Below are 23,409 nucleotides of genomic sequence, written 5' to 3'. Positions count from 1 at the left end.
CGGCAAAGCTCGACACGGTTCCCCGGCATCCGCAGCCGATCAGTCTGCCAAGCGGGTTTCACGCGAGGGCGAGTGGCCAAAATAGCCGCTGTAGCACTTGCTGAAATGGCTCACAGAGACGAAGCCGCAGGCAATCGCCACGTCCATGATCGACAGCGTCGAATGCTGCAACAGACGGCGTGCTTCGGTGACCCGCAGTTCCATATAGTAACGGTGCGGCGAAGTGCCAAGCTGGTCCTGGAACAGCCGGTCGATCTGGCGCCGCGAGCGGCCGACGAACTCGGCCAGTTGGTCCAGCGACAGCGGTTCCTCCAGATTGCTCTCCATCAGGTCGATGATGTTGCGCAGCGGCTGGCTGAGCTTGCCGGTCGCCTGGCCACCGGTGCGCTTGAAGCGCAGCCCTTCGAAGGCAAGAATGTGTTCCACCCCATTGGCCAGGGTCTCGCCGCGCTGCTGGCGGATCATTTCCATCATCATGCCGAAACCGCCGTTGGGGCTGGCGGCGGTGGCGCGGTCGCGGTCGATGACCTGGCTGGCGGGGGTGACGGTGATCTGCGGGCTGAGTTCTGCCAGCGAAGCGCGGTTTTCCGGATGCACCGCGCAGCGATAGCCATCGAGCAGGCCTGCCTGGCCGAGAAACCAGGCGCCGTTCCAAAGCCCGCCCAGGGCAATGCCGCGACGCGCGCAGTCCGCCAGTATTCGACTGAGCAGCAGGGAAGGCCGCAGCGGCGTGCGAAAGCCGCCACAGATGATCAACAGGTCCACTTCGTCGTGCATGCCTGGCATCAGTGGCGCATCCGGCTGCAGCAGTATGCCCAGATCACTGATCACCTGGCCGGGCGCCAGCCCATAGGAGCGAATGGCGTAGGCCGCCGGGCTGATCAGATTGGCAGTGACCAAGGTGTCCAGGCTGGCAGTGAAGGCGGCCAGGGAAAAATGCTCCAGCAGCACGAACCCCACGCGCAGGCTTGCCTGGTCGGTGTTGCGCAGGCGTCCGTTGGCCGAGGCAAGGTACAGCAGGTTCTTGCTTTGCCCGGCACCGCTGAAAACCCGTTGCGTCATTGCTGCCTGCTCCCTGGATTGCCGCTGATCACAGCGGATATTACCGTAGTGCTGCGGCCATGGGTCTGCGAGACTGACGGCCCTTTTGCCTTGGAGCAAGCCCCATGCCCTACCTGCGCCACGCCCACTGCCTGCTGCTGTGCTGGCTGATCGGCACACCGGTGTGGGCCGACGACAGCGTGATCGTCTGGCCCGCCGACTGGGACGTGCAGATCCTGCCCGACTCGGCCGATGCGCAGGGCCAGCCCAGCGGCAGCCGCCAGCGTGCCACCAAGACCGATGCCAATGGCGATCCGTTGATGATCGTCGAGATGACCCGTGGCGCGCTGGCCCAGGACCATTCGGTCAACCTGGAAGCGGTGTTGCTGGAGATGCGCAAGGCCATCCAGATCAACTTTTCCCGCTCCGGCTACCAGAGCGTGTGCACCAAGGTCAAAGCGACCCGGCTGGGCAACCTGCCAGCTGCTCAGACCACCTGCAAGGTCACCCGCAACGGAACACTCGCCATTACCCAGACCCTGGTCGCAGCGGTACAGCCCGGCATGGCCTACGGGTTCAGCTATGCAGGTTCTGCCGTGGGTTATCCGCAACTGGAGGCCGAGGTCATGGGCATACGCCAGGCACTGCGATTTGCCGAGCCCGAATAGCGAGGCGGGCCAGGTTGATGCTGCATATTCTTTGAAGGCATATAAAAAGCATTATTCATTCTTTTTAAATATCCGGTTGTAGGTGCAATCTCTACCTCACGCACTGCGGTGCGACCGAATGTCTAACGAGGATGACTGCATGACCATCAAAGCGATCAACGTACGCAACCAGTTCAAGGGCACCGTCAAGGAAATCATCGAAGGGCCGGTCGTCTCGGAAATCGACGTGCAGACCCCGGCCGGTATCGTCACCTCGGTGATCACCACGCGCTCGGTGCACGAGCTGGAATTGCAGATCGGCAGCGAAGTCATCGCTTTCGTGAAATCGACTGAAGTGTCCATCGCCAAACTGTAACAAACGCCTCGCATACTGATCACGCATTCACGTCTTATACCGTGGTGTCTTGTCAAGTTTGAAGCCGGAAAGATCTTGAGGGTCGTGCTCTTGCAGGGGAGCACGACCCTTTTTTTGTCTGCGCCAGGGATGGCTCAAGTCAGCGGCGTAGGCGCCAGGGTGCCGAGCAAAGCCACTGCAGCCACGGCGCCCAGCCCGCACGCCCATTCGAGGGTGACAGTACGCTTGAACCCATGGATGTCCAGCGGGCCCCGGGCCAATTGACGCCGGTGCCACAGGGCCAGGCCAAGCATGGCCAACACCAGCGCCAGCTTGATCGCCAGTACTGTGGCGAACCCGGATTGGCCAGGCAGCGGGAGGAACGTCCCGGTCAGCGCCCGGGTGTTGATGAGTCCGGTTATCAACATCCCGGCCACCAGCACACACCCCACGCCACTGAAGCGACCGAGCACCACGCGCAAGTCTTGGTCGCCCGGTCGAGCCAGTACGAACATCAGCAACATCAGACCGCCCAGCCAGGCACCGACGCACAGCAGGTGGATCAACTGGTTGATCACCAGCCAGGTGCCAGCGGCGCCTTCGAGCATGGCTGCGTGGCCTACCGGCGCGAGCGTTGCCAGCGCCAGTGCACTCAAGGGCCTGGCCACTACTTGCAGTTTCGGATGGGGAAGGCGCAGACACACCAGGACCGCCACGCAGGCAAACAGATGCAGCGTCCAGACCTTGCCGAAGAAGGTTTCCGCCAGCACCCGTCGAACCAGCGCCATGTCCAGCGAGCCGCCCAGCTCATAAGCCACGGCGAACAGCCAGGCTACGCCGCTGATCAGGGCCAGTGCAGCCAGCAGGCACACCAACGGATCGATCAGGTTACGCAACCGACCCATCTGGCTGGGGTGCACGAGCAGCAACGGGCGAAACATGCACGCACCGAACACCAGCATCAGGCTGGTGAAATGCAGGAAACGCAGAGCGATCAATACACTCATGGTCACGGACTCACGGTGAAGCTGTATTCACCCGCACTTTTGTGGGTATCCACCGACACGACCTGCCAGTGCACCGTGTACTGACCCGCTGCCAGGGGCGCGGCAGGTTTGATCACAAGGGTCTTCGCATCGTCCGCAGCACTGGCCAAGGGCTGCAAGGCTACCGCGTCGCCGTCCGCCGCAGTCACGCTCACCTGGCTGAAACCCAGTTCAATTGCTTCGGAAAAACCCAGGCTCAATTGCGCCGGGGCAACGACGGTGGTATCCGCAGCGGGCACAGGGTGGGTCAGATGGGCGTGGGCCATGGCCAGGGGCGATACGAGAACGAGCAGGGCGGTGCTGAGCAACTTGCGAGCAGACATGGCAATGGCCTTGAACACTGAAAAAGGCCGCCAATAAAGCATGATCCTGCGCGCCGGGCAACGTCGTCGACCGGTCATGCGGTTGCAGCTCGGCGGCACCAGCCGGGCTGAACTCCCTGCGCGAGCTCAAGCCTAAGCAGCATGACTCTTTGACCAGGAGGCCTCCATGGCCAGCAAGAAAGTAGCCGACATCGTGATCCAGACCCTGCAGCAGGCCGGGGTTCGCAACTGCTACGGCATCGTCGGCGACACGCTCAACCACGTCACCGACGCGATCAAGCGCAGCGAGATCGAATGGGTCCACGTGCGCCATGAAGAAGCTGCGGCATTCGCCGCGGGCGCAGAGTCGTTCATCAGCGGTCGACTGACGGCCTGCGCCGGTTCCTGCGGCCCTGGTGGCCTGCATTTCATCAACGGTATCTTCGAAGCCCAGCGCAACAAGGCGCCCATGGTGCTGATTGCCAGCCAGATCGTGACCAGCGAGCTGGGCATGGACTTTCCCCAGGAAGTGGACTTCAAGGCCATCTACGGCAGTTGCACGGTGTTCTGCGAACAGGTGTACACGCCGGAGCAGGCGCGCCGAGTGACTACCCTGGCCGCGCAAACCGCCTTGAACGAAGGGGGAGTGGCGGTGATCATCCTGCCATCGGACATCAGTGCTGCGGAGGTCAAGAATGACCGCCCGTTCAGCGTTCACCAGCCTCGTCCGGTACTGCAACCCAGCCCCGACGAACTGGCTGGGATCGCCGCCATTCTTGCCGAAGGCAAGAAGATCGCAATCTACGCCGGGGTCGGCTGTGAAGGTGCCCACGACGAGCTGATCGAGCTGGCTCACCGACTCAAGGCGCCCATTGCCCACACCTCACGGGCCAAGGACTTCGTCGAATACGACAACCCATACAACATGGGCATGACCGGCGTGTTCGGGGTTGAATCCGGCTACCACGCGATGATGGAGTGCGACACCCTGCTGCTGCTGGGCGCCGACTTCGCCTGGGGCCAGTTCTACCCGCAGAATGCGCGGATCGTTCAGGTCGACCGCAAAGGCGCTCACTTGGGTCGTCGCCACCCGATCGAACTGGGGGTGGTGGGCGACGTCCTGCCGACCTTGCAGGCGTTGTTGCCACTGCTGGCCGAGCGTAGCGAACACAGCTTCCTGGAAGACTGCCTGAAGGTGCGGCAGAAAACCTTGAAGACCCTGGCCCATGACCAGCGCCATACCGACGGGCATCTGATTCACCCGCAGTACCTGACCCACCTGTTGGACAAACACGCCAGCGAAGACGCGCTGTTCACCGCCGACGGTGGCTCACCCATGGTCTGGGTGCTGCGTCACATCAACACCAACGGTCAGCGCCGTACGCTCACCAGCCTGCGCCACGGCACCATGGCCAATGCCATGCCCCAGGCACTCGGCCTGCAGAAAGCCTACCCGCAACGCCAGGTCATTTCGCTGTCGGGCGACGGTGGCTTGGCCATGCTGCTGGGTGATCTGCTCACAGCCGTTCAGGAAAAGCTGCCGATCAAGGTGGTGGTGTTCAACAACAGTTCATTGAACTTCGTCCAGATCGAACAGAAAGTTGAAGGCTTGTTGGATAACTTCACCGACCTGCACAACCCGGACTTCGCCAAGTTGGCTGAAGTCATGGGCTTCTACGGTGAGCAGGTGTCCGATGGCGCCAGCCTCGAAGCGGCGGTGCAGCGCTTCCTGAACCATCCTGGCCCGGCGCTTCTGGATGTAAAGGTCAATCCCGAAGAACTGGTGATGCCACCGAAGATCGAGTTCTCGCAGGTGTCCAATATGGCCCTGTATTCGGCCAAGGCCATGCTCAGCGGTCGCGCCGACGATGTGGCGCACATGCTGGTCGACAACTTCATCAAGTAGACGCTCGCGAGCGAGTGTGACCAGGCCGCCGAGTCAGACTCGGCGGCCTATTTGTTTTCCTTGCTCTCTTTATGGATCAGGTACATGACGTAACCGAACGAACCCAGGGTCGCGGTTATGATGGTCAACATGATCACACCGTCCATGACACACCTCCAGAAAATGAAATTTCGTTCAGGTGACTATGAGCGTTGGAGGCAAGTAAAAACAGATTCAGAAAGCGGTAAAAAAACCGGATCAGATGGCCGTCTTGCCGCCGAGCAGTTTGCCGAAGTGGGCAATGGCCAGCTTGTAGCCGTGGGTACCGAAGCCGGCAATGACGCCCACCGCTACCTTCGATACGAATGATTGATGGCGAAATTCCTCGCGCCGATGAACGTTGGAAATATGCACTTCTAGCACTGGCACTTCGCAGGCAATCAGGGCGTCATGAATGGCGATCGAGGTATGGGTCCAGGCACCCGGGTTGATGACGATGCCGGCAACGCGCTGGCGGGCCTGATGGATCCAGTCGATCATCTGTCCTTCATGATTGGTCTGGCGGCATTCGACCGCAAAGCCCAGTTCCTGTCCGCTCTGCACGGCCATGGTTTCGACATCGGCCAGGGTTTCATGGCCGTAGACCGCAGGTTCGCGCAGACCCAGCATGTTGAGATTGGGGCCGTTGAGTATGAGGATGATCTGGGACATGAGGCTTCCTGGTCAGATGGGATCGAGCCGTGCGGGCAGGGCGCCGCGCTGGGGCGATGGGACCGGAAGAATACCGAAAAAGACGCTGTATGTGAGGGATGTGAAAACGGGTGGCATGTCCTGATGCGGTTCTACGCACCTTCTGACACCCACCCGCCTTCGATTTCGGTAACGCTGACGGCAGGGGCGGCTAATGCCCGTCTGCCTCAGGATCAGTTACCGCTGGTGCCGCCTGCGCCGCTGCCTGCACCTTTGCCCGAGCTTGCGCCGTTACCGGAACCCGAACCCATCGAGCCACTGTTGGCGCCGCTGCTGTTGCCGGTGCCGTTGCTGAATGTGCCCTGGCCGTGCGGGGTACCCGACGTAGTGCTGCCGCTGCTGCTGTTCGCATCGTTTGCGCGACCGTTGCCCATCTGGTTGCCAGTGCGGGTGTCGGTGCTGGTGCTTGGAGTCGAAGGGGTGGGTTCCTTGCCTGGAGGCACCGAACCGGCCAACGCATACATACTGGTGGCAGACAGCAGGCCAACAAGGGCAAAGCGAGTGATCGTGCGAGTGACCATGGTATTTCTCCGTTATAGGAATCGGTACGAAGATTTGGGCATCGGATTGCCATCGTCGGTGCCCTGAAGCCGACGAACGGTAGTTAGGAGATTTTCTGATGCTCCCAGGGCGGGTTATGGCTACGAACCCTTCATCGTGGGACGTTAGTCACTGCGCGGCGCCCCTTTCGCGGCCACGGACCGCTCCTACGGGACACTCATGCCGTAGGAGCGGTCTGTGGCCGCGAAAAGAACGACGCGGTTACCATGCCTTCGATTTCACCATAATGGCGCGGGGGCCTGCAGGGCGGCGGCGATCACGGCAATGGCCTGGTCGACATCCTCCTGGGTGCTGTAGCGGCCCAGACTCACTCGCAAGCTGTTCACAGCCTGAGCCTGGCTCATGCCCAGTGCCAGCAACACGTGGGATGCCGTGGCACTTGCCGAATTGCAGGCTGAGGTCGACGACACCGCGATACGGCCAGCAATGGCCTGCATTGAAAAAGACGGGCTGGCGATGCAGACGTTCAAGGTATGGGGAATCCGCTGCTCCGCGCAGCCATTGAGCGTCACACCGGTCAACGCCAGCAACCCTTCGCGTAAGCCCTGGGCCAGTTGCGCGATGTGCGCGTTATCGGCGTGCATCTGCGCCGAGGCCTGGGCAAATGCCGCACCCATGCCAACGATCTGGTGGGTGGGCAAGGTGCCCGAGCGCAGTCCCTGCTCATGGCCACCGCCATGCATCTGGGCGCGCAACGAAGGTCGCGCTCGCGGTCCGACGTACAGCGCGCCGATGCCCTTGGGGCCGTAAAGCTTGTGCGCCGACAGGGACAGCAGGTCGATGGCCATGCCGGACAAATCGATGTCGACCTTGCCGGCCGCCTGGGCGGCGTCCACATGGAACAGTGCGCCGTGGTCCTTCACCAGCTGCGCGACTCGGGCGATATCGGTCAGGGTGCCCAGTTCGTTGTTGACCCACATCAGCGACACCACCCGGGTATTGGCTCGCAACGCTCGAGCAACGGCCTCCGGTTGGATGAGGCCGTTGGCGTCCGGAGTAAGCCAGGTGACTTCGCAGCCCGCGGCGTGTTGCTCACGCACGGTGTCGATGACGGCCTTGTGCTCCAGCACGCTGGTGACGATATGGTCACCCGGACGGGTGCAGCCCTTGATGGCCAGGTTGTTCGACTCGGTCGCGCCTGAAGTCCAGACGATGTCTTCGGCGGGAGCATTGAGCAGTTCCGCCACTTGCCGCCTGGCCAATTCGACGGCTTGGCGTGCCTGCTGGCCGTAGGCGTGGGCACTCGATGCAGGGTTGCCGAACAGCGCATCGCGCCCCATGCAGGCGAGCATGGCTTTGACCACGTGATCGTCAATGGGCGTGGTGGCGGCGTAATCCAGGTATACGGGGAGGGTGGGCATGCGTGTCGACCAGGTCTGATTCAGTGCTGCCTATGTTAGCCATGCATGGAGGGAAAAAAATTGACTTCTACGCTAGCCCAACCTGATTTAGAGCAAATAATTTGCCTAGAGTGGCCGTAAAAGAGAATAACATTGCATCCCGTGCTTACCCCTATCAACCACTCAAGCAGGCCTGACCTACCGTGGACAAGTTCGACATGGCAATCCTCGAGATACTTCAGGCCGATTGCACCCGCCCGCTGGCAGACATTGCCGAGCAGATTGGTCTGGGTGGTACCGCCTGCTGGCGCCGCATACAGAAGATGGAACAGCAGGGCGTGATCACCCAGCGGGTCGCACTGCTCGATGCCAGCGAGTTGAATGTGGCCGTGACGGTGTTCGCCGAGTTGCGCACGCAGCGACACAATGCCCAGTGGCTGGCTGACTTCCACACCGTTATCGGCGAACTGCCCGAGGTCGTGGAATGCTATCGAATGGCAGGGGATACGGACTACATGCTGCGCATCGTCGTGCCTGATATTGCCGGGTACGACGCTGTGTACAAGCGACTGATCCAAGTAGAGGGCATCACCGATATCAGTTCGACCTTTGCCATGGAGCGCATCAAGTCGACCACGGTGTTGCCCTTGCACTACGCCAGACGTATCTAGCGCGTAGCGCCTGGCAGACCGCGGCGCCTGGTTCGCGGCCGGTGACCGCTCCTACCTGTAGGAGCGGTCACCGGCTGCGATGAAACAACGCGTTATTACCGGCCCAGACATCCTGGAATACCCGGACTAGAGCGCAAATCTCACTTCTTGACCGAAGACTTGTCGATCATTTCCACGATGGTGCCGTTCGGGATGTTCACGCGTACGTACTTGTCCTTGATCTCGACCCACTGTTCATTCTCTTCAGGCTGCACCAGGCCGTGCTTGGCCGGGTCGATCGCCAGTTCCTTGCGCTTGTAGGAATCGGGGACTTTGTCGCCTTCCTTGATTTCGTGCATGCCATTGCCCGGACGATCCAGGGTCACGCTTTCTTCCTTGGTGTCGGTCTGGGCTGCGAAGGCAGGCACACTCAGTGCGCACAGGGCAGCAAGAGCGAGGCGGGGCAGCAGCTTGGAAGTGGTCATGATAATTATCCTTGATGGTCGAATAAGGCTCTGGTTCAGCCAAAATGTCAGCGTTGACATGCTATTGACCGGCGCCGGAGCCGATGTTTCCGCAGAAGTTTCAACATCCGGTTGCGACATCCTTGTCTTGGCCTGGAGCTAGTCGTCGCCCTTGATCAGGTCCGCTGCCTTGCTCCCCAGCAGCGACCCGGCCTGGAAGTAACCCATCACCGTCGCCACGCTGCGGTGCTCGGTCATCGCCATCACGTCTCCCAACGGCACGCCCTGGCGACCGGCCTCGGTGACGAAGCCCGAGCGCAAGCTGTGTGCGGCCCAATCCCCCTCCAGGCCTGCGAGTTGGGCCCGTCGCTTGACGATGCGGGCCACCTGGTCGCCGCCAAGCCCTTGGCTGGCCACCTTGTCGCCACGGTACAGACGTCGGAACAGCGGGCCGGTAGTCGCCGGCGCGGCGGCCAGCCACGCGGCCAGCGCATGGGCGGCAGGGCCGCGCAACGGTTTCTGGCGTCGTGCGCCGGCGGTATCGGTCTTGGTAGCGCCCAGGCTATAGACCCAGGTGTCTACATCCAGCCGACGCACATCGCCCACCTGCAGCGCGACCACTTCGGAGCGGCGTCTGCCGCCGCCACTCCAGGCCAGCAGGAGCAGGGCGCGGTCACGTATGCCGCGCACGCCGTCCGTGCAGGTGGCCAGCATGGCCTGCAGGGGCTCCAGGGCCATGGCGGTTTTCTTGCGCACGGTCACGCCCTGACGTACCTGGGCCTTCTGCGCGCTGCGCAGCAGCGTTTTCAGCGCAGGCGTATCGGTCGGGCTGTCCCAGCCCTTGACCCGGTGCCACTTGCCCAGCACCGCCAGCCGATGCTGAACGGTGCTGTAGGCCAGTGGGCCCAGGCGGGACTTGGCCCTGCCATCGACCAGTGCCTGGTCGATGGCAACCGGCAGCAAGTGACTCCAGCTGCCGTCCTCGACAGGTCGCGCCAGATGATCGAGGACGAACTGGATTGCCACGGCCGCAGGCAGCGGCGCATCTCCCAGCACCTGTCCATAGCGCAACTTCAACCACGCCGACCAATAGCTCAGTGCGCTGCGATAGCTGCGGACCGTGTTGGCAGCGGTTCCTGCTGCGATGAACGCTTGAGCCGCGTGTGCAGTGTTTTCTGCCAGAACGTGCAGATCCAGCGGCTGGGTTTCGATCAGCGCAACATCAAATGTATTTTTCATTACGTTCAACGTATTATATTTGAATATATCGTTACTTAGAGTCGGATAATCTTTTATTATCATACCTAATCCAGTGGAGTGTGTGGCATGGCAGTGGGCGTACCTGAAACCGACGTATTTGCCGCAGCGGACGCCGTGCTGGCCCGCGGCGAGCGGCCGACAGTCGAGCGCGTGCGCCTCGAGCTGGGCCGGGGTAGCCCGGCGCGAGTAGGCGCCTTGCTCGATCAGTGGTGGGAGCAACTGGCGCAACGGCTGCGGGGCGAGACCCGCCTGCCGGGGCTGCCTGCCGAGGTGGCGCAGGCATTCGTGGCCGTCTGGCAACAGGCAAGCGTGCTCGCCCAAGGGGTGGTCGAACACTCGGTCGCGGCCCAGCGCGAAGTATTGGCGGCCGAATACGAGCGGGTTGCAGGAGTAGAAGAACAGGCCCGCCGCGATATCGCACTGGCCCGGCGGCAGGTGAGCGAGGCTGAAACGGCCCGGGAAAACGCCGCAACCCGGCTGGCCGACCTGGACAAGCTGTTGGCGCAGCGTCAGGTGCAGATCGAAGACTTGCAGCAGCAGCGTGTCGAACTGCAAGGCGCGCGAAGCGAGCTGCAAGCCGATGTTGCAGCCTTGCAACAGGCCTTGCGCGATCAGCGGCAGCAGGCCGAGCACAATCGCCTGGCCCAGGAGGCCTACGTGCGCGGCGTCGAGGAGCGCTCGCACCGTGAGGTGGACCGCGCCCGTGAAGACCTGAAAACGCGCCACCTCGAAGCTCGCGAGCAACAGAAACAGCTCGAAGCCTTGCAAAAGCGTCTGGAGGAAACCCGCAGCGCGCTCGGTGACGCGCAACTTCAAGCCGCCGCCCGGGAAGCACGGTCGGCGCTGGCCGCCGAGCAGGGGCAACACGCGCTGCAGCAGCTCGAAACCCAACTGCGAAGTGCCCGCGAGGCGCAGGAGGCGGCGTTGCAGGCTGCCACCGCGCAGCAAGCGCGCGCCGACACCCTGGAACAACAGCTGATCCAGCAACACGCGCTCAAGCCAAGGCGCAGCAGAGTCAGGAAACCTGATCCGGCCCCTGGTGGCTAAACCGCTCAGTCAGCCTGAGCGCTGACAACATTGTCGCCAAGCTGTCCGCGGATCACTATCGAGCGGCGCCCTTGAGGTCGCAACGAGCCCAGATCAACAAGATCCCATAACAACAAGCAGGGACATGTGATGCGCGATTATTCCAGTACCGCCCAGGCCTTCGATTACCTGGACACCGCCGCGCAGGATCTGCACGGCACCCTCGATCAGCTCAACGCCTGCGTCGAATGCTGCGATCGCCACCTCGGCCAGCAGGCGGTTGCCCTGTATTGCGAGTCGCAGCACGGCGTTGCCACGCAGTACACCTTCGAACAACTGCAGGCCCATGCAGCGCAGTTCGGCAACTTTCTGCGCGGCCAGGGCGTCAAGCCCGGGGATCGCATTGCCGGGCTGATGCCTCGCACCGTCGAATTGCTGATCGCCATCCTGGGTACCTGGCGCATCGGCGCCGTCTACCAGCCCTTGTTCACCGCCTTCGGCCCCAAGGCCATCGAACAGCGCCTGCAGTGCTCGCAGGCGCGCTGGGTGGTCACCGACCTGCACAATCGGCCCAAGCTCGATGAGGTCGAATGCCGTCCCAGTGTGTTGACCGTGGGCTGCGCTTCGCCGATTGCGGATGAACAGGATTTCTGGACCGCCCTCCAGCAGCAGAGCGACGAGTGCCCCCCAACGCTGCTCGATGGCAACGCGCCGTTCATGCTGATGTGCACCTCGGGTACCACCGGCCCGGCCAAACCCCTGGAAGTGCCGCTGCGGGCGCTGCTGGCCTTCAAGGGTTACCTGCGCGACGCCGTGCAATTGCGCGCCGAAGATCGCTTCTGGAACCTGGCCGATCCGGGCTGGGCCTACGGGCTTTACTATGCGGTCGCCGGTCCGCTGGCTTTGGGGCATGCCACGCTGTTCTACGACGGCGGCTTCACCGTGGACAGCACCTGCCGGGTGATCGACAAGTACGCGATCACCAACCTCGCCGGGTCGCCCACCGCGTACCGCATGCTGATTGCGGCCGGCGAACGTTTCGCCGCCGGTGTGCGCGGCCGTCTGCGCATCGCCAGCAGTGCCGGTGAGCCGCTCAATCCGCAGGTGATCCGCTGGTTCGCCGAGCAGCTGGGTGTGGTGGTCCATGACCACTATGGCCAGACCGAGCTGGGCATGGTCCTGTGCAACCATCACGGTCTCGACCATCCCGTTCGCGAGGGCTCTGCCGGCTTTGCCGTGCCCGGCCATCGCATCGTGGTGCTCGACGCTCGGTTGCAGGAGCTGGAAGCCGGACAACCGGGCGTGCTCGCCGTGGATCGCGAACGCTCGCCGCTGTGCTGGTTCGGCGGCTACCTGGGCATGCCGACCAAGGCGTTCAAAGGCAAGTATTACCTGAGCGGTGACACGGTAGAGCTCAATGCGGACGGCAGTATCAGTTTCGTTGGCCGCAATGACGATGTCATCACCACTTCAGGCTATAGGGTAGGGCCGTTCGACGTGGAAAGCGCGTTGATCGAACACCCTGCCGTGGTCGAGGCCGCCGTCGTCGGCAAACCGGATGCCGAGCGTACCGAAGTGATCAAGGCGTTCGTGGTGTTGCAGGCAGGTTTCGAAGCCGGCCCCGAGTTGGCCGAGACCTTGCGCCTGCACGTCCGCCAGCGGCTGGCGGCCCATGCCTATCCGCGGGAAATCGAATTCGTCGAGCAGCTGCCGAAAACGCCGAGTGGCAAATTGCAGCGCTTCATCCTGCGCAACCAGGAAATCGCCAAGCAGCAGGCGCCCAGCGCCTGACAGGGAGACAGCTTCATGCACATTCAAGACAAGGTATTCATGGTCAGCGGCGCCGCCTCCGGCCTGGGCGCCGCCACCGCGAGGATGCTTGCCCGGGCTGGCGCCCGTTTGCTGCTAGTCGACCTCAACGCCGAGGCACTGCAGGCCCAGGCGAGCGAACTGGAGGCAGCGTTCGCGGTAGCCGACATCACCCAGGCCGACGCCGCCCAGGCGGCCGTGGACATGGCCCTGCACAGCTTTGGCGAACTGCACGGGCTGGTCAATTGCGCCGGCGTGGTCGCCGGCGAGAAGATCCTCGGCAAGCAGGGCGCCCATTCGCTGGAGAGCTTCAGTCGCATCATCAACATCAACCTGATCGGTACCTTCAACCTGCTGCGCCTGGCCGCCGAGGCCATTGCCAAGAGCACCGCAAACGCCGAGGGCGAACGCGGGGTGATCATCAACACCGCCTCGGTGGCTGCCTTCGATGGGCAGGTCGGCCAGGCAGCCTATGCTGCTTCCAAGGGCGCGGTGGCGAGCATGACCTTGCCGGCGGCGCGCGAGCTGGCCCGCTATGGCATTCGCGTGATGACCATCGCGCCAGGCATTTTCGAGACGCCGATGATGGCCGGCATGAGCGACGACGTACGCGCCGCGCTGAGCGCCGACGTGCCGTTTCCGCCGCGTCTGGGCAAGCCGGACGAATACGCGGCACTGGTGTGCCACATCATAGAAAACAGCATGCTCAACGGCGAGGTGATCCGTCTCGACGGCGCGCTGCGCATGGCCGCCAAGTGAACCGGGGCAGGGCAGATCAAGGGAGAACACCCATGCATGAAGATCCGATCGTCATCGTCAGTGCCGTACGCACGCCCATGGGCGGGTTCCAGGGCGATTTGCGCAGCCTGACCGCACCGCAACTGGGCGCCGCCGCCAGCGCCGCCGCCGTCGAGCGTGCCGGTGTCGATGCCAGTGCCGTCGACCAGGTGCTGTTCGGCTGTGTGCTGCCGGCAGGGCTCGGCCAGGCACCGGCGCGGCAGGCGGCACTCGGTGCCGGGCTGTCCCACGCTACCACCTGCACCACCTTGAACAAGATGTGTGGGTCGGGCATGCAGGCCATGATCATGGGGCATGACGCATTGTTGGCAGGCAGTGCCCGCGTGGTCGTGGCCGGTGGCATGGAAAGCATGTCCAACGCGCCATATCTGCTGGACCGCGCGCGCGACGGCTATCGCATGGGGCATGGCCGGGTACTCGACCACATGTTCCTCGATGGCCTGGAAGACGCCTACGAACCCGGACGACTGATGGGCACCTTCGCCGAAGACTGCGCCCAGGCCCACGGTTTCAGTCGTCAGGTGCAGGATGAATTCGCCCTGGCGTCGTTGACCCGCGCGCGCCAGGCCATCGCCGATGGCAGCTTCGCATCGCAGATCGTGCCGGTGCAGGTGATGCGCAACAAACAGCCGCTGCTGATCAGCGACGACGAACAACCGCCCAAGGCTAATCCGGAGAAGATTGCCTCGCTCAGGCCTGCGTTTCGCGAGGGCGGCACGGTAACCGCGGCCAATTCCAGCTCCATTTCCGATGGCGCCGCCGCGCTGGTGCTGATGCGTCGCAGCCAGGCGCAGGCACGTGGCCTCGAACCGCTGGCGATCATCCACGGGCACGCCGCCTTCGCCGACGCCCCGCACCTGTTTCCGGTCGCGCCCATCGGCGCCATCCGCAAGCTGGTGGACAGCACCGGGTGGGCGTTGCACGAGGTCGACCTGTTCGAGATCAACGAGGCCTTCGCCGTGGTCACCCTGGCCGCCATGCAGGCCTTGGAACTGCCGGCGCACAAGGTCAACGTCAATGGCGGCGCCTGCGCACTCGGTCACCCCATCGGTGCATCGGGTGCCCGTATCGTCGTCACGCTGCTGGCGGCACTGCGCCAGCGCAACCTGCGGCGCGGCATCGCCGCGATCTGTATTGGCGGCGGTGAAGCAACGGCCATTGCCGTCGAATGCGTCTACTAGGCAGGTCTTTGGTCAGGGTGCTTGCTCGGCGCCAACGGATGGATTAGAACTGACGGCCGCAAGGGTAGGGCAATGAGTGCCCTACAGGCCGTTCGGTCCGTTTCGCCCAGAAGCGGTTAGCGAGGATGAGTGAACCTGACCCGAAACCCGCTCGACGCTCCATCGCTGCGCGATACGATCTCGATTCACCTGGTGCGTGAAGCCGCGCGTGACTGTCATCTGCCTCTGCAGCCTTTGCTGCAATCGGCGGGTATCGACCCCATGCTGCTGGGCAATGACCAGGCTCGGATCCCGGTGCACAGCTACGCCCGACTCTGGCGACAACTGGCCAGGGCGCTCGACGACGAATTCTTCGGCATGGACGCGCGGCCCTTGCGGCGCGGCAGCTTCGCGTTTCTGTGCCGAGCCTGCATGCATCAGCCCACGGTAGGCGCCGCGCTGCAGCGCGCCCTGGAGTTCCTCGCACTGATGCTGGCCGCCTACGACGGGCGTCTGGCGACCCAGCAGTCGCTGGCCGAGATCGTCATCCACGAGCACAGCGCTGAACCCAAACGGGCGTTTTCCTGCTTCACCTATTGGATGATCGTGCATGGCATCGCCTGCTGGCTGGCGGGACGGCGCATTCCGATTCTGGCCATGGAACTGCGCGGGCCGGCGCCTCGCTACGTAGGCGATTATCAGGTGATGTTCTCGCCCAACCTGCGCTTCGAACGACCCCGCACCCGGCTCATCTTCGCCGCCGAGCACCTGGACATTCCCGTGCGGCGCAGTGCGACCGAGTTGAGGCGTTTTCTTGCCCGTGCCCCGGCCAACATCCTGGTGCGCTACCGCGATCCGGACAGCCTCGGCTGGCGCATACGCCAGAGGCTGCGCAATCTGCCGGCCGCAGAGTTTCCCGCCATCGAGACCATGGCCAGCCAATGCGGTGCTTCGGTGGCCACGCTGCGTCGGCGCCTGGCCGAGGAGGGCGCTGGCTACCAGGCGCTCAAGGACAGCGTGCGCCGGGAACGCGCAGTGCTCTGGCTGGCCGAGCCGCAAGCGACCTTCGAAGACATCGCCGAGCGCCTGGGCTTCGCCGACGCCAGTTCCTTCTACAAAGCGTTTCGCAAGTGGACCGGCGCAAGCCCCGGCCACTATCGCAGCCTCATCCTCGATGGGGTTGGCCCAGACCGCGCCTAGCCAGGCCGTACCAGTGACGTGGAAAATGCCACCGGAGCGGCGAATCGTTCGCGCTTTACTGCGTTTGTCAGGGCCTGCCCGCCAAATCTGCCGGATCCACCATCGAATCAATGCAAAGCGCAGGGTGCTCGCCAGCGTTTTGCGCGCCCATAATGAAAACACAACAACAAAGGTGTCCATGCCATGTTCAAGGACCACATCGTCAAGCCCCGCGCCACCGACAACCTGACGTTCATGGGTACCGTGGCTGCCGTCACCTTCGCCGTCACGCTGTTCGCCGGCCTCGGCGAGAGCGGCCTCGGCCGTCTGATGGCGCCGATCCTGCTGGACCTGCACGCACCGCTGGCCCGTGACGTGGCCGTGGCTGTCACCTTCACCCTGACGCTGGTGCTGAACCTGTTCGTGTTGGGGCGGTTCCCCTTGCGGGCGCAGATCATCACGGTGTGGTGCGAACTGTTGCTGATGTTCCTGCTGTTCTTCGACACCTTCGACCTTTCCTACGCGTTCATCGCCACCAAAGTCGGTTTCATGATCACCCAAGGGGTGTTCACGACGGTGTACGTTTCGGCCATCTCCATTGCCATCGCGTTCGTACTCGCCTTGCTGGGCGCCACCGCGCGCCTGTCGTCCAACGGTTTCGCCATCGCGATCGCCAGCTTCTACACCTCGTTCTTCCGTGGCGTGCCGCTGCTGATCCAGATCTACCTTATCTATCTGGGCATCCCGCAACTGGGCTATGTGGTCGGTGCCGTGCCGGCCGGCATCCTGGCGCTGTCGCTGTGCTACGGCGCGTACATGACCGAAATCTTCCGCGCCGGCATCAGCAGCATTCCGCGTGGGCAATGGGAAGCGTCGCGGGCCATCGGCCTGTCGCCATTGCAAACCATGTTGCGGGTGATTCTGCCGCAGTCCATGCGCCTGATCATCCCGCCCACCGGCAACCAGTTCATCTCCATGCTCAAGGACAGCTCGCTGGTGTCGGTGATCGGCGTCTGGGAGTTGATGTTTCTGGCACGCACCCAGGGCCGCGCGGAGTTTCGCCATCTGGAGATGCTGATCACCGCCGCGGTGCTGTACTGGTTGCTGTCGATCGTTCTGGAAACGGTCCAGGCCCGCCTGGAAAAACACTTCAACCGCGCCCACCGCTGAGCCGTCCAGGAGCTTGAGATGAATCGATCGAACGTTGCCCACGATGTTCCCCAGCAAGCCGGTGTTCGTGTGCGCAAGCTGAACAAATGGTATGGCGAGTTCCACGTGCTCAAGGATATCGACCTGCACATTGCCAGCGGCGAGATCGTGGTCATCTGCGGGCCCTCGGGCTCGGGCAAGTCGACGCTGATCCGCTGCCTGAACCTGCTGGAAGACTTTCAGCAGGGCGAGGTGATCATCGGCGACACCCCGCTCACCCGCAGTGCCGCCTGCGTGGCCGGCATACGCCGCCAGGTCGGCATGGTCTTTCAGCAATTCAACCTGTTTCCGCACCTGACCGTGCTCGACAACCTGATGCTGGGACCGCGGCTGGTCAGCCGGCTGAGCGATGCCGACGCCCGTGCCCTGGCCCATGAATACCTGGAACGCGTGCGCATCGGCAACCAGGCCGACAAATACCCGGGCCAGTTGTCCGGTGGCCAGCAACAGCGCGTGGCCATTGCCCGGGCGCTGTGCATGCGCCCGCGCATCATGCTCTTCGACGAACCCACCTCGGCGCTCGACCCCGAGATGGTCAAGGAGGTGCTCGACGTAATGGGCGAGCTGGCCGAGGACGGCATCACCATGCTCTGCGTGACTCATGAAATGGGCTTCGCCCGCCGCGTGGCCGACCGGATCATCTTCATGGACCAGGGGTGCATCATCGAAGAGGCCAAACCGCAGGATTTCTTCGATAACCCAAGACACGAACGTGCGCGCGAGTTCCTTTCGCAGATTCTCAGCCACTGAGCGCGCGAGCTGCGCGCCGGAACCGGTCACGGATTCACCCATGCTGCACACGCCACAAGAACGATAACCGCGTACCGCTGCTCTCTGGAGGTTCACCATGACGTCGCTGACCCGCTTGTTCACCGCCGCCGCACTGGCCGGCGTCTTCACGGCCGGAGCCGGGGTTGCCTGGGCAGGCACCACCCTGGACCGCATCAACTCGACCAAGGTCATGAAAGTGGCCACGGCGGCCAACTGGCCACCGCAATCGTTCCTGGGGCCGGACAATGCCCTGCAGGGCTTCGATATCGACGTGGCCACCGAGATCGGCAAGCGCCTGGGCAGCAAGGTGGCGTTCGTCACGCCCGAGTACGGCATCATCACCGCCGGGCGCTGGTCGAACCGCTGGGACATTTCGGTCGGTTCGATGACGCCGACCCGTGAGCGGGGCAGGGTGCTCGACTTCCCCGCGGTCTACTACTACACGCCGTACGTGTTCGCCGTGCACAAGGCCGCCGCGGGTACCAAGACCGCCGACCTCAATGGCAAGATCATCGGCGTCGAGGCCGGCACCACGTCCGAGGACTACATCAACCGCCGGCTGACCATCGATGCGGCCGACGTGCCGTCCTTCACCTACGACGTCGAGCCTGGCGAGGTAAAAACCTACGGCGACAGCATGGGACCGCTGGACGACCTGCGCATGGGCAACGGGGTGCGCCTCAACGCTACCTTGTCCGCACTGCCGACCATCAGTGCCGCCATCAAGAATGGCTACCCGATCGTCCAGGTCGAGGGCAAGCCGGCCTATTACGAACCGCTGGCCATCGCCGTCGACAAGGGCGACGACGCCTTCAACGGTGCGCTGACCAAGATCGTCGATGAGATGAAAGCCGACGGCACTCTCAAGCAGCTTTCCGAAAAATGGTACGGCGCCGACCTCACCAAGGTGCAGTGACCTGCCGGCGTGCCGTGTGCCGGGAGCACTCGGCACGCACCCGCCCGATGAAGGATGACGGACCTCATGTTCAGCTATATCGACAACTATTACACCGCGACCATGCGCGAGGCACCCGTGCGGCCGCCGCTCGCCGGCAAGGTCTGCGTCGATGTGTGCATCGTCGGCGGCGGCCTGGCAGGGCTGAGCACCGCCTGGGAGTTGGTGTCGCGCGGCAAGTCCGTGGTGGTGCTGGAGGCGGCGAGGGTGGCCTGGGGCGCTTCCGGGCGCAACGGCGGGTTCGTCTTGCAAGGCTGGTCCGAAGGCCTCTCGGCCATCGAGCAGCGCTGCGGCAAGGACACGGCTGCCGACCTGTTCAAGCTGTCCCTGGAAGGCGTGGACAGCGTGCGCGAGACCATTGAGCGGCATTCACTGCCGGGTTGCGCACCCAGCCGGGGCAAGCTGAGCGTCAGCCGCTTCGACAACGCGGATAGCCTCCAGCGATTCAGCGAGCGCATGGACCGCGATTTCGGCTTCACCCTGGATTACCTCGACCGCGACACCCTGCGCACCCTGCTTGATACCGATCGCTACCACCAGGGGCTGCGCGACACCCATGGTTTCCATTTCCACCCACTGAACTATTGCCTGGGCCTGGCCGATCTGATCGAGCAAAAAGGGGGCGTGATCCATGAGCAGTGCGCCATGCTCCAGGTCGACAGCCGAGCTGGGCGCTCCCAGGTGTCAACGGCCCACGGCAGCGTCGATTGCGTGGATGTGGTGTACTGCTGCGGCGGCTACGGCGGCCCGGAATTCGGCAAGTTGCACCGTGCCTTCCTGCCCATCGCCACCTACGTAGTGCTCACCGAACGGCTGGGCGCACGCCTGCAGCAGGCAGTACGTACCACTGAAGCCGTCGGCGATTCTCGGCGAGCCTCGGATTACTACCGTATCGTGGATGGCGATCGGCTGCTGTGGGGTGGCCACATCACCACCCACAACCTGCAAGACGAGCAGCGTCTGGCGCAACTGCTCAGCGCCGATATCCTCGATGTCTATCCACAGCTGCAAGGCTTGAAAATCGACAAGGCCTGGTCTGGACTGATGGGCTACGCGAGGCACAAAATGCCCCACATCGGCCCTTTGGGCCCCGGACTGTGGTCCTGCGCATCGTTCGGCGGGCACGGCATGAACACCGCGCCGGCCGGGGGAAGGGTGATTGCCGAGGCCATCTGCGGCGAATCGGACCGCTACCGCTTGTTCGACCGCTACGGGCTGCAGTGGAACGGGGGCCCATTCGGCCCCCCGGCGGCGCAATTGGTGTATACCGGGTTGAAGATCATGGACAAGTTCCAGGAACGAAACGCCGGCGCAGGGCCGCGCTAACACTTTTACAGGCAAGGTCGACACGGCATGGACGCACACCCACCCGGCACATTGTTCAACCTCACCGAGAACGACCGGCAACTGCTGGCGTTGCTGCAAGCCAACGCCCGCGAGCCGACCGCTTCACTGGCGCGCAAGCTCGGAGTGTCGCGCTCCTCGGTGCAGGAGCGTATCCAGCGGCTGGAGAAGGCCGGCGTCATCACCGGCTACAGCGTGCGCATCGACCACGACCGGATACAGCCCACCATCAACTGCTTCACCATGACCTCCTGCACCAACAAGAGCTACACCGACGTCATGACCACCTTGCGCAAGATCGAGGCAGTGCAGGCTGTGTACGCGGTGTCCGGGGAGTCCGACTTCATCATTCACCTGGCCACCGGGACACTGGGCGAACTCAACGCCGAGCTGACCCGGATCAACATGATCAAGGGCGTGGCGCACACGGCGTCGCACATCGTGATGGAGACCAAGTTCAGTCGGAAGCTGAGCGTGTAGGAGGGCGGATGCCCGGTGAATGATTCACCAGGCAGGATGGATAACGTAAGCGCGCATTGGTGCCTGGCCATTTTTCACACAGGTAGCTAGTTCTCGGCATTATCAGCGAGCAAAACGATTATTCGTTGTCCCTTTGACACTGTCGACGAACCAAAACCATCGTTCATCGGCTTTGACAATGTTGCATTCTTCGCCATACGCCGAATAGGTCACGCAAATCACATCGCCCGTGATCTTCCAACTCCCTTTAGCTTCAGGCATTCCAGTCATATTGATTTTGGCTGCTCCATCGGCTGTGAGAATCTCGGAAAAAGATTGACCATTTGACGTTACACTTTGATGTGAGCGTCCTACGAATTGGCTGGCAATGTCGTTACCGCTGAGTTTTGCGGCACCAGGGGGCGCCAGCGAGTGCGCGTCCATTGCCGGGTTGCCTCCGCTAGTGGCGCAGCCCAGCAATAATGCAGTGAGTGCAGCGGTACAGATCGCTTTCATGAGTCATTCCTCTCTTCAAAAAAGGTATGAGCCATTTGCACTGGAGAGAACATTATCAACAACGCACCACTGACATGCCCAGAAAATCGGCTGAGCAGATATCCATACAACTGACTCGGGCTGAGTCTAGCACCCCATGTCGCACCTGCAATTTTGGGGGTAGGAGTACATCCAAGAGGCCACAGCGCAAACTCAGCCTAACAGCATAACAGCATAACTCTACTAAATGACTATTTAGTAGAGTTAGCGTGTTTTACCCGATTTTAGCATCATGATAGGGTGCTTTCCACTCTATTGATGTCGCTGACGCCGACTGGCTGATCCACGCCAAGCCGCTAGCATTCAGGCGGTTAGCCATCCAAGCGGCAGAATCAGAAAACCGCCCAGTATCTCGGCGTCAAATTTCCCCTGGCCTGACCAGCACGGTTGGTCAAGGGTTGTTTGCGTCGTATGGAACGAACACTCCACAGCGTTCGTGCAGCTGGCTGATCAACGCATAGGGCTCGTGTTGTGAGCGATTGCGCATGGCTTTGGCTCATCCGGTTCAGGTGTCTGATAACGCATCCTGTAGCCTGGCGGCCATCGCTGGACCAAGCTGAACAGACGGTACGTAGTATGGAGGACTGCATGTCCTGGCGGACAAGCGATGATCCCAGATCGCGCATGCCAAGCTTGTTGATTACCACGCAAGGCATGGATTGATCTGCAGCTACGTATTGTGAATGTGGGCATAGAACGCTTGCACAGGTGAAAAGCCTTCAGGCAACCAGGAGGGTTCAGCCCAACAGCGTCTAGTGAGCGTAGTTTCCGCAAGCCAAGGGATGGACGTAGCTGGACCGCACGAATGGCAGGTTCATGGCAAAAGCCGATCCCTGGCTTGCAGAGCCAACCCTGCTGTCGAGATTGCAGGATGCTGTATTACGCATAATGTATATTATGTTAAATCATATCTCTCTGTCTCGATTCACTCCTACCCATTGGCCACTAACCCCCCATTCGCATGCTGGCCGATCCAAGGTATGGTGGCTCCTTTGACTCAGGGACGAATCATGGCCAGCCACAGCTCCAACAATCAAAAACACCTCGCTGTCCTGATCGACGCTGACAACGCACCAGCGGCAATCGTTGAAGGCCTGTTCGAAGAGATAGCCAAGTACGGTGTCGCCAGCGTCAAGCGCATCTACGGTGACTGGACTGGCCCACAGCTTGGTGGCTGGAAGAAAGTCCTATTGGATCACTCCATTCAGCCGATCCAACAGTTCGCCTACACCAAAGGCAAGAACGCCACTGACAGCTCGTTGATCATTGACGCCATGGACTTGCTGTACACCAGGCGTTTTGATGGATTTTGCCTGGTTTCAAGCGACAGTGACTTTACTCGGCTGGCTTCTCGATTACGTGAAGAAGGTCTAACCGTTTACGGCTTTGGCGAAGAGAAAACTCCGAGACCCTTCGTGGCTGCCTGCGACAAGTTCGTCTACATAGAACTGCTGCGTGAAGATGCCTTGATAATAACAAGCGAAACGGCTTCGCCAGATCCAGCTCCCAGTACGGACATAGCAAAACCTGCAGTTCTGGAACCCCTGAAGAAGCCAAAAGCCCCAGTAAAATTTATCAGCAAAATCCTGGATGACATCGCGGATGAGGATGGGTGGGCACATCTCGGGTCGCTAGGCGCGAACATCACGAAGCTACGGCCTGAATTTGACACCCGCACTCATGGCTATAAAAAGCTGAGCGACTTGATCAAGGCATATCCCCACACCTTCGAGCTTCAGGCACGAGGCAACCCTGGTGGCACTGCAGCGATGTATGCAAGACACAAGCAGCAGGGCAAATAGCCGTTTTCAAGTTGTCTGCTCGAGACTTTACTGCCCAGGCA

Annotated in this window: 24 protein-coding genes; 15 read left to right on the top strand and 9 right to left on the bottom strand. The window is 62.1% G+C overall.

Translation table 11 applies throughout. From position 1 onward, the window contains the following. Positions 1–39: 39 nt before the first annotated feature. Entirely contained in the window at positions 40–1,062 is a 1,023-nt protein-coding gene (locus tag IFT75_RS18170; RefSeq protein WP_122478096.1) for a GlxA family transcriptional regulator, read from the bottom strand. Positions 1,063–1,166: 104 nt separating this feature from the next. Between IFT75_RS18170 and IFT75_RS18165 the strand changes: the two genes are divergently transcribed. Together IFT75_RS18165 and IFT75_RS18160 are read left to right on the top strand one after the other, a co-directional pair. Continuing rightward, positions 1,167–1,709 (top strand): DUF4946 domain-containing protein, encoded by a 543-nt coding sequence (locus tag IFT75_RS18165; RefSeq protein ID WP_192056022.1) that lies wholly within the window; start codon positions 1,167–1,169, stop codon positions 1,707–1,709. 139 nt (positions 1,710–1,848) lie between these two features. Next, positions 1,849–2,064, top strand: a complete 216-nt coding sequence (locus IFT75_RS18160; RefSeq protein ID WP_043189662.1) for a TOBE domain-containing protein — start codon at positions 1,849–1,851, stop codon at positions 2,062–2,064. A gap of 134 nt (positions 2,065–2,198) precedes the next feature. Here the strand turns inward: IFT75_RS18160 and copD are convergent, their stop codons facing one another. Together copD and copC are read right to left on the bottom strand one after the other, a co-directional pair. Continuing rightward, positions 2,199–3,050 (bottom strand): copper homeostasis membrane protein CopD, encoded by an 852-nt coding sequence (copD, locus tag IFT75_RS18155; protein WP_192056020.1) that lies wholly within the window; start codon positions 3,048–3,050, stop codon positions 2,199–2,201. A gap of 2 nt (positions 3,051–3,052) precedes the next feature. After that, positions 3,053–3,412: a copper homeostasis periplasmic binding protein CopC gene (copC, locus tag IFT75_RS18150; RefSeq protein WP_185793336.1), complete on the bottom strand. Its 360-nt coding sequence runs from the start codon at positions 3,410–3,412 to the stop codon at positions 3,053–3,055. A 166-nt stretch (positions 3,413–3,578) separates the two neighbouring features. Between copC and IFT75_RS18145 the strand changes: the two genes are divergently transcribed. After that, positions 3,579–5,297 carry a thiamine pyrophosphate-dependent enzyme gene (locus IFT75_RS18145; RefSeq protein ID WP_122478091.1) on the top strand — a complete coding sequence of 573 codons (1,719 nt, stop codon included), beginning with the start codon at positions 3,579–3,581 and terminating at the stop codon, positions 5,295–5,297. 237 nt (positions 5,298–5,534) lie between these two features. Here the strand turns inward: IFT75_RS18145 and aroQ are convergent, their stop codons facing one another. From aroQ to IFT75_RS18130, 3 genes are all read right to left on the bottom strand, one after another. Continuing rightward, positions 5,535–5,987, bottom strand: a complete 453-nt coding sequence (gene aroQ / locus IFT75_RS18140; RefSeq protein WP_192056019.1) for a type II 3-dehydroquinate dehydratase — start codon at positions 5,985–5,987, stop codon at positions 5,535–5,537. Between the two features lie 212 nt (positions 5,988–6,199). After that, entirely contained in the window at positions 6,200–6,547 is a 348-nt protein-coding gene (locus tag IFT75_RS18135) for a hypothetical protein (protein ID WP_192056017.1), read from the bottom strand. Positions 6,548–6,805: 258 nt separating this feature from the next. Next, positions 6,806–7,948 carry a cysteine desulfurase family protein gene (locus IFT75_RS18130; RefSeq protein ID WP_192056015.1) on the bottom strand — a complete coding sequence of 381 codons (1,143 nt, stop codon included), beginning with the start codon at positions 7,946–7,948 and terminating at the stop codon, positions 6,806–6,808. Positions 7,949–8,130: 182 nt separating this feature from the next. Between IFT75_RS18130 and IFT75_RS18125 the strand changes: the two genes are divergently transcribed. After that, positions 8,131–8,598: an Lrp/AsnC ligand binding domain-containing protein gene (locus IFT75_RS18125; RefSeq protein ID WP_185793333.1), complete on the top strand. Its 468-nt coding sequence runs from the start codon at positions 8,131–8,133 to the stop codon at positions 8,596–8,598. 140 nt (positions 8,599–8,738) lie between these two features. Here IFT75_RS18125 and IFT75_RS18120 read toward each other — a convergent pair whose 3' ends face one another. Further along, positions 8,739–9,062 carry an RcnB family protein gene (locus tag IFT75_RS18120; RefSeq protein ID WP_192056013.1) on the bottom strand — a complete coding sequence of 108 codons (324 nt, stop codon included), beginning with the start codon at positions 9,060–9,062 and terminating at the stop codon, positions 8,739–8,741. Positions 9,063–9,200: 138 nt separating this feature from the next. Continuing rightward, positions 9,201–10,280 carry a site-specific integrase gene (locus IFT75_RS18115; RefSeq protein WP_192056011.1) on the bottom strand — a complete coding sequence of 360 codons (1,080 nt, stop codon included), beginning with the start codon at positions 10,278–10,280 and terminating at the stop codon, positions 9,201–9,203. Positions 10,281–10,367: 87 nt separating this feature from the next. Between IFT75_RS18115 and IFT75_RS18110 the strand changes: the two genes are divergently transcribed. The 10 genes from IFT75_RS18110 (at position 10,368) to IFT75_RS18065 (ending at position 21,032) form a co-directional block, all read left to right on the top strand. Then, positions 10,368–11,348: a DNA-binding protein gene (locus tag IFT75_RS18110; RefSeq protein ID WP_192056009.1), complete on the top strand. Its 981-nt coding sequence runs from the start codon at positions 10,368–10,370 to the stop codon at positions 11,346–11,348. 129 nt (positions 11,349–11,477) lie between these two features. After that, on the top strand, positions 11,478–13,118 hold the full coding sequence (locus tag IFT75_RS18105; RefSeq protein ID WP_192056007.1) for an AMP-binding protein: 1,641 nt from the start codon (positions 11,478–11,480) through the stop codon (positions 13,116–13,118). A 15-nt stretch (positions 13,119–13,133) separates the two neighbouring features. Further along, positions 13,134–13,895 carry an SDR family NAD(P)-dependent oxidoreductase gene (locus tag IFT75_RS18100; protein WP_122478076.1) on the top strand — a complete coding sequence of 254 codons (762 nt, stop codon included), beginning with the start codon at positions 13,134–13,136 and terminating at the stop codon, positions 13,893–13,895. Between the two features lie 32 nt (positions 13,896–13,927). Beyond that, on the top strand, positions 13,928–15,115 hold the full coding sequence (locus IFT75_RS18095; RefSeq protein WP_192056006.1) for an acetyl-CoA C-acyltransferase: 1,188 nt from the start codon (positions 13,928–13,930) through the stop codon (positions 15,113–15,115). Between the two features lie 129 nt (positions 15,116–15,244). Beyond that, on the top strand, positions 15,245–16,294 hold the full coding sequence (locus IFT75_RS18090) for an AraC family transcriptional regulator (protein WP_342214387.1): 1,050 nt from the start codon (positions 15,245–15,247) through the stop codon (positions 16,292–16,294). 183 nt (positions 16,295–16,477) lie between these two features. Then, a complete protein-coding gene (locus tag IFT75_RS18085; RefSeq protein WP_122478073.1) occupies positions 16,478–17,443 on the top strand; it encodes an amino acid ABC transporter permease in 966 nt (321 codons plus the stop codon). 18 nt (positions 17,444–17,461) lie between these two features. Further along, positions 17,462–18,232: an amino acid ABC transporter ATP-binding protein gene (locus IFT75_RS18080; protein WP_192056004.1), complete on the top strand. Its 771-nt coding sequence runs from the start codon at positions 17,462–17,464 to the stop codon at positions 18,230–18,232. Between the two features lie 97 nt (positions 18,233–18,329). After that, positions 18,330–19,169 carry a transporter substrate-binding domain-containing protein gene (locus IFT75_RS18075; RefSeq protein ID WP_122715385.1) on the top strand — a complete coding sequence of 280 codons (840 nt, stop codon included), beginning with the start codon at positions 18,330–18,332 and terminating at the stop codon, positions 19,167–19,169. A gap of 66 nt (positions 19,170–19,235) precedes the next feature. Continuing rightward, positions 19,236–20,534 (top strand): NAD(P)/FAD-dependent oxidoreductase, encoded by a 1,299-nt coding sequence (locus tag IFT75_RS18070; RefSeq protein ID WP_185793325.1) that lies wholly within the window; start codon positions 19,236–19,238, stop codon positions 20,532–20,534. A 27-nt stretch (positions 20,535–20,561) separates the two neighbouring features. Beyond that, on the top strand, positions 20,562–21,032 hold the full coding sequence (locus IFT75_RS18065; RefSeq protein WP_122478066.1) for an Lrp/AsnC family transcriptional regulator: 471 nt from the start codon (positions 20,562–20,564) through the stop codon (positions 21,030–21,032). Between the two features lie 102 nt (positions 21,033–21,134). Here the strand turns inward: IFT75_RS18065 and IFT75_RS18060 are convergent, their stop codons facing one another. After that, positions 21,135–21,527 carry a hypothetical protein gene (locus IFT75_RS18060; protein ID WP_192056002.1) on the bottom strand — a complete coding sequence of 131 codons (393 nt, stop codon included), beginning with the start codon at positions 21,525–21,527 and terminating at the stop codon, positions 21,135–21,137. A 1,049-nt stretch (positions 21,528–22,576) separates the two neighbouring features. On the opposite strand from IFT75_RS18060, the gene IFT75_RS18055 reads away from it, so the two are divergent. Further along, positions 22,577–23,368 carry an NYN domain-containing protein gene (locus IFT75_RS18055; protein ID WP_192056000.1) on the top strand — a complete coding sequence of 264 codons (792 nt, stop codon included), beginning with the start codon at positions 22,577–22,579 and terminating at the stop codon, positions 23,366–23,368. The last annotated feature ends 41 nt before the right edge of the window (positions 23,369–23,409 follow it).

The sequence above is a fragment of the Pseudomonas sp. CFBP 8758 genome (assembly GCF_014841725.1).
GTDB classification, from domain to species: domain Bacteria; phylum Pseudomonadota; class Gammaproteobacteria; order Pseudomonadales; family Pseudomonadaceae; genus Aquipseudomonas; species Aquipseudomonas baltica.
This window is presented reverse-complemented; position numbering and strand designations above follow the sequence as displayed.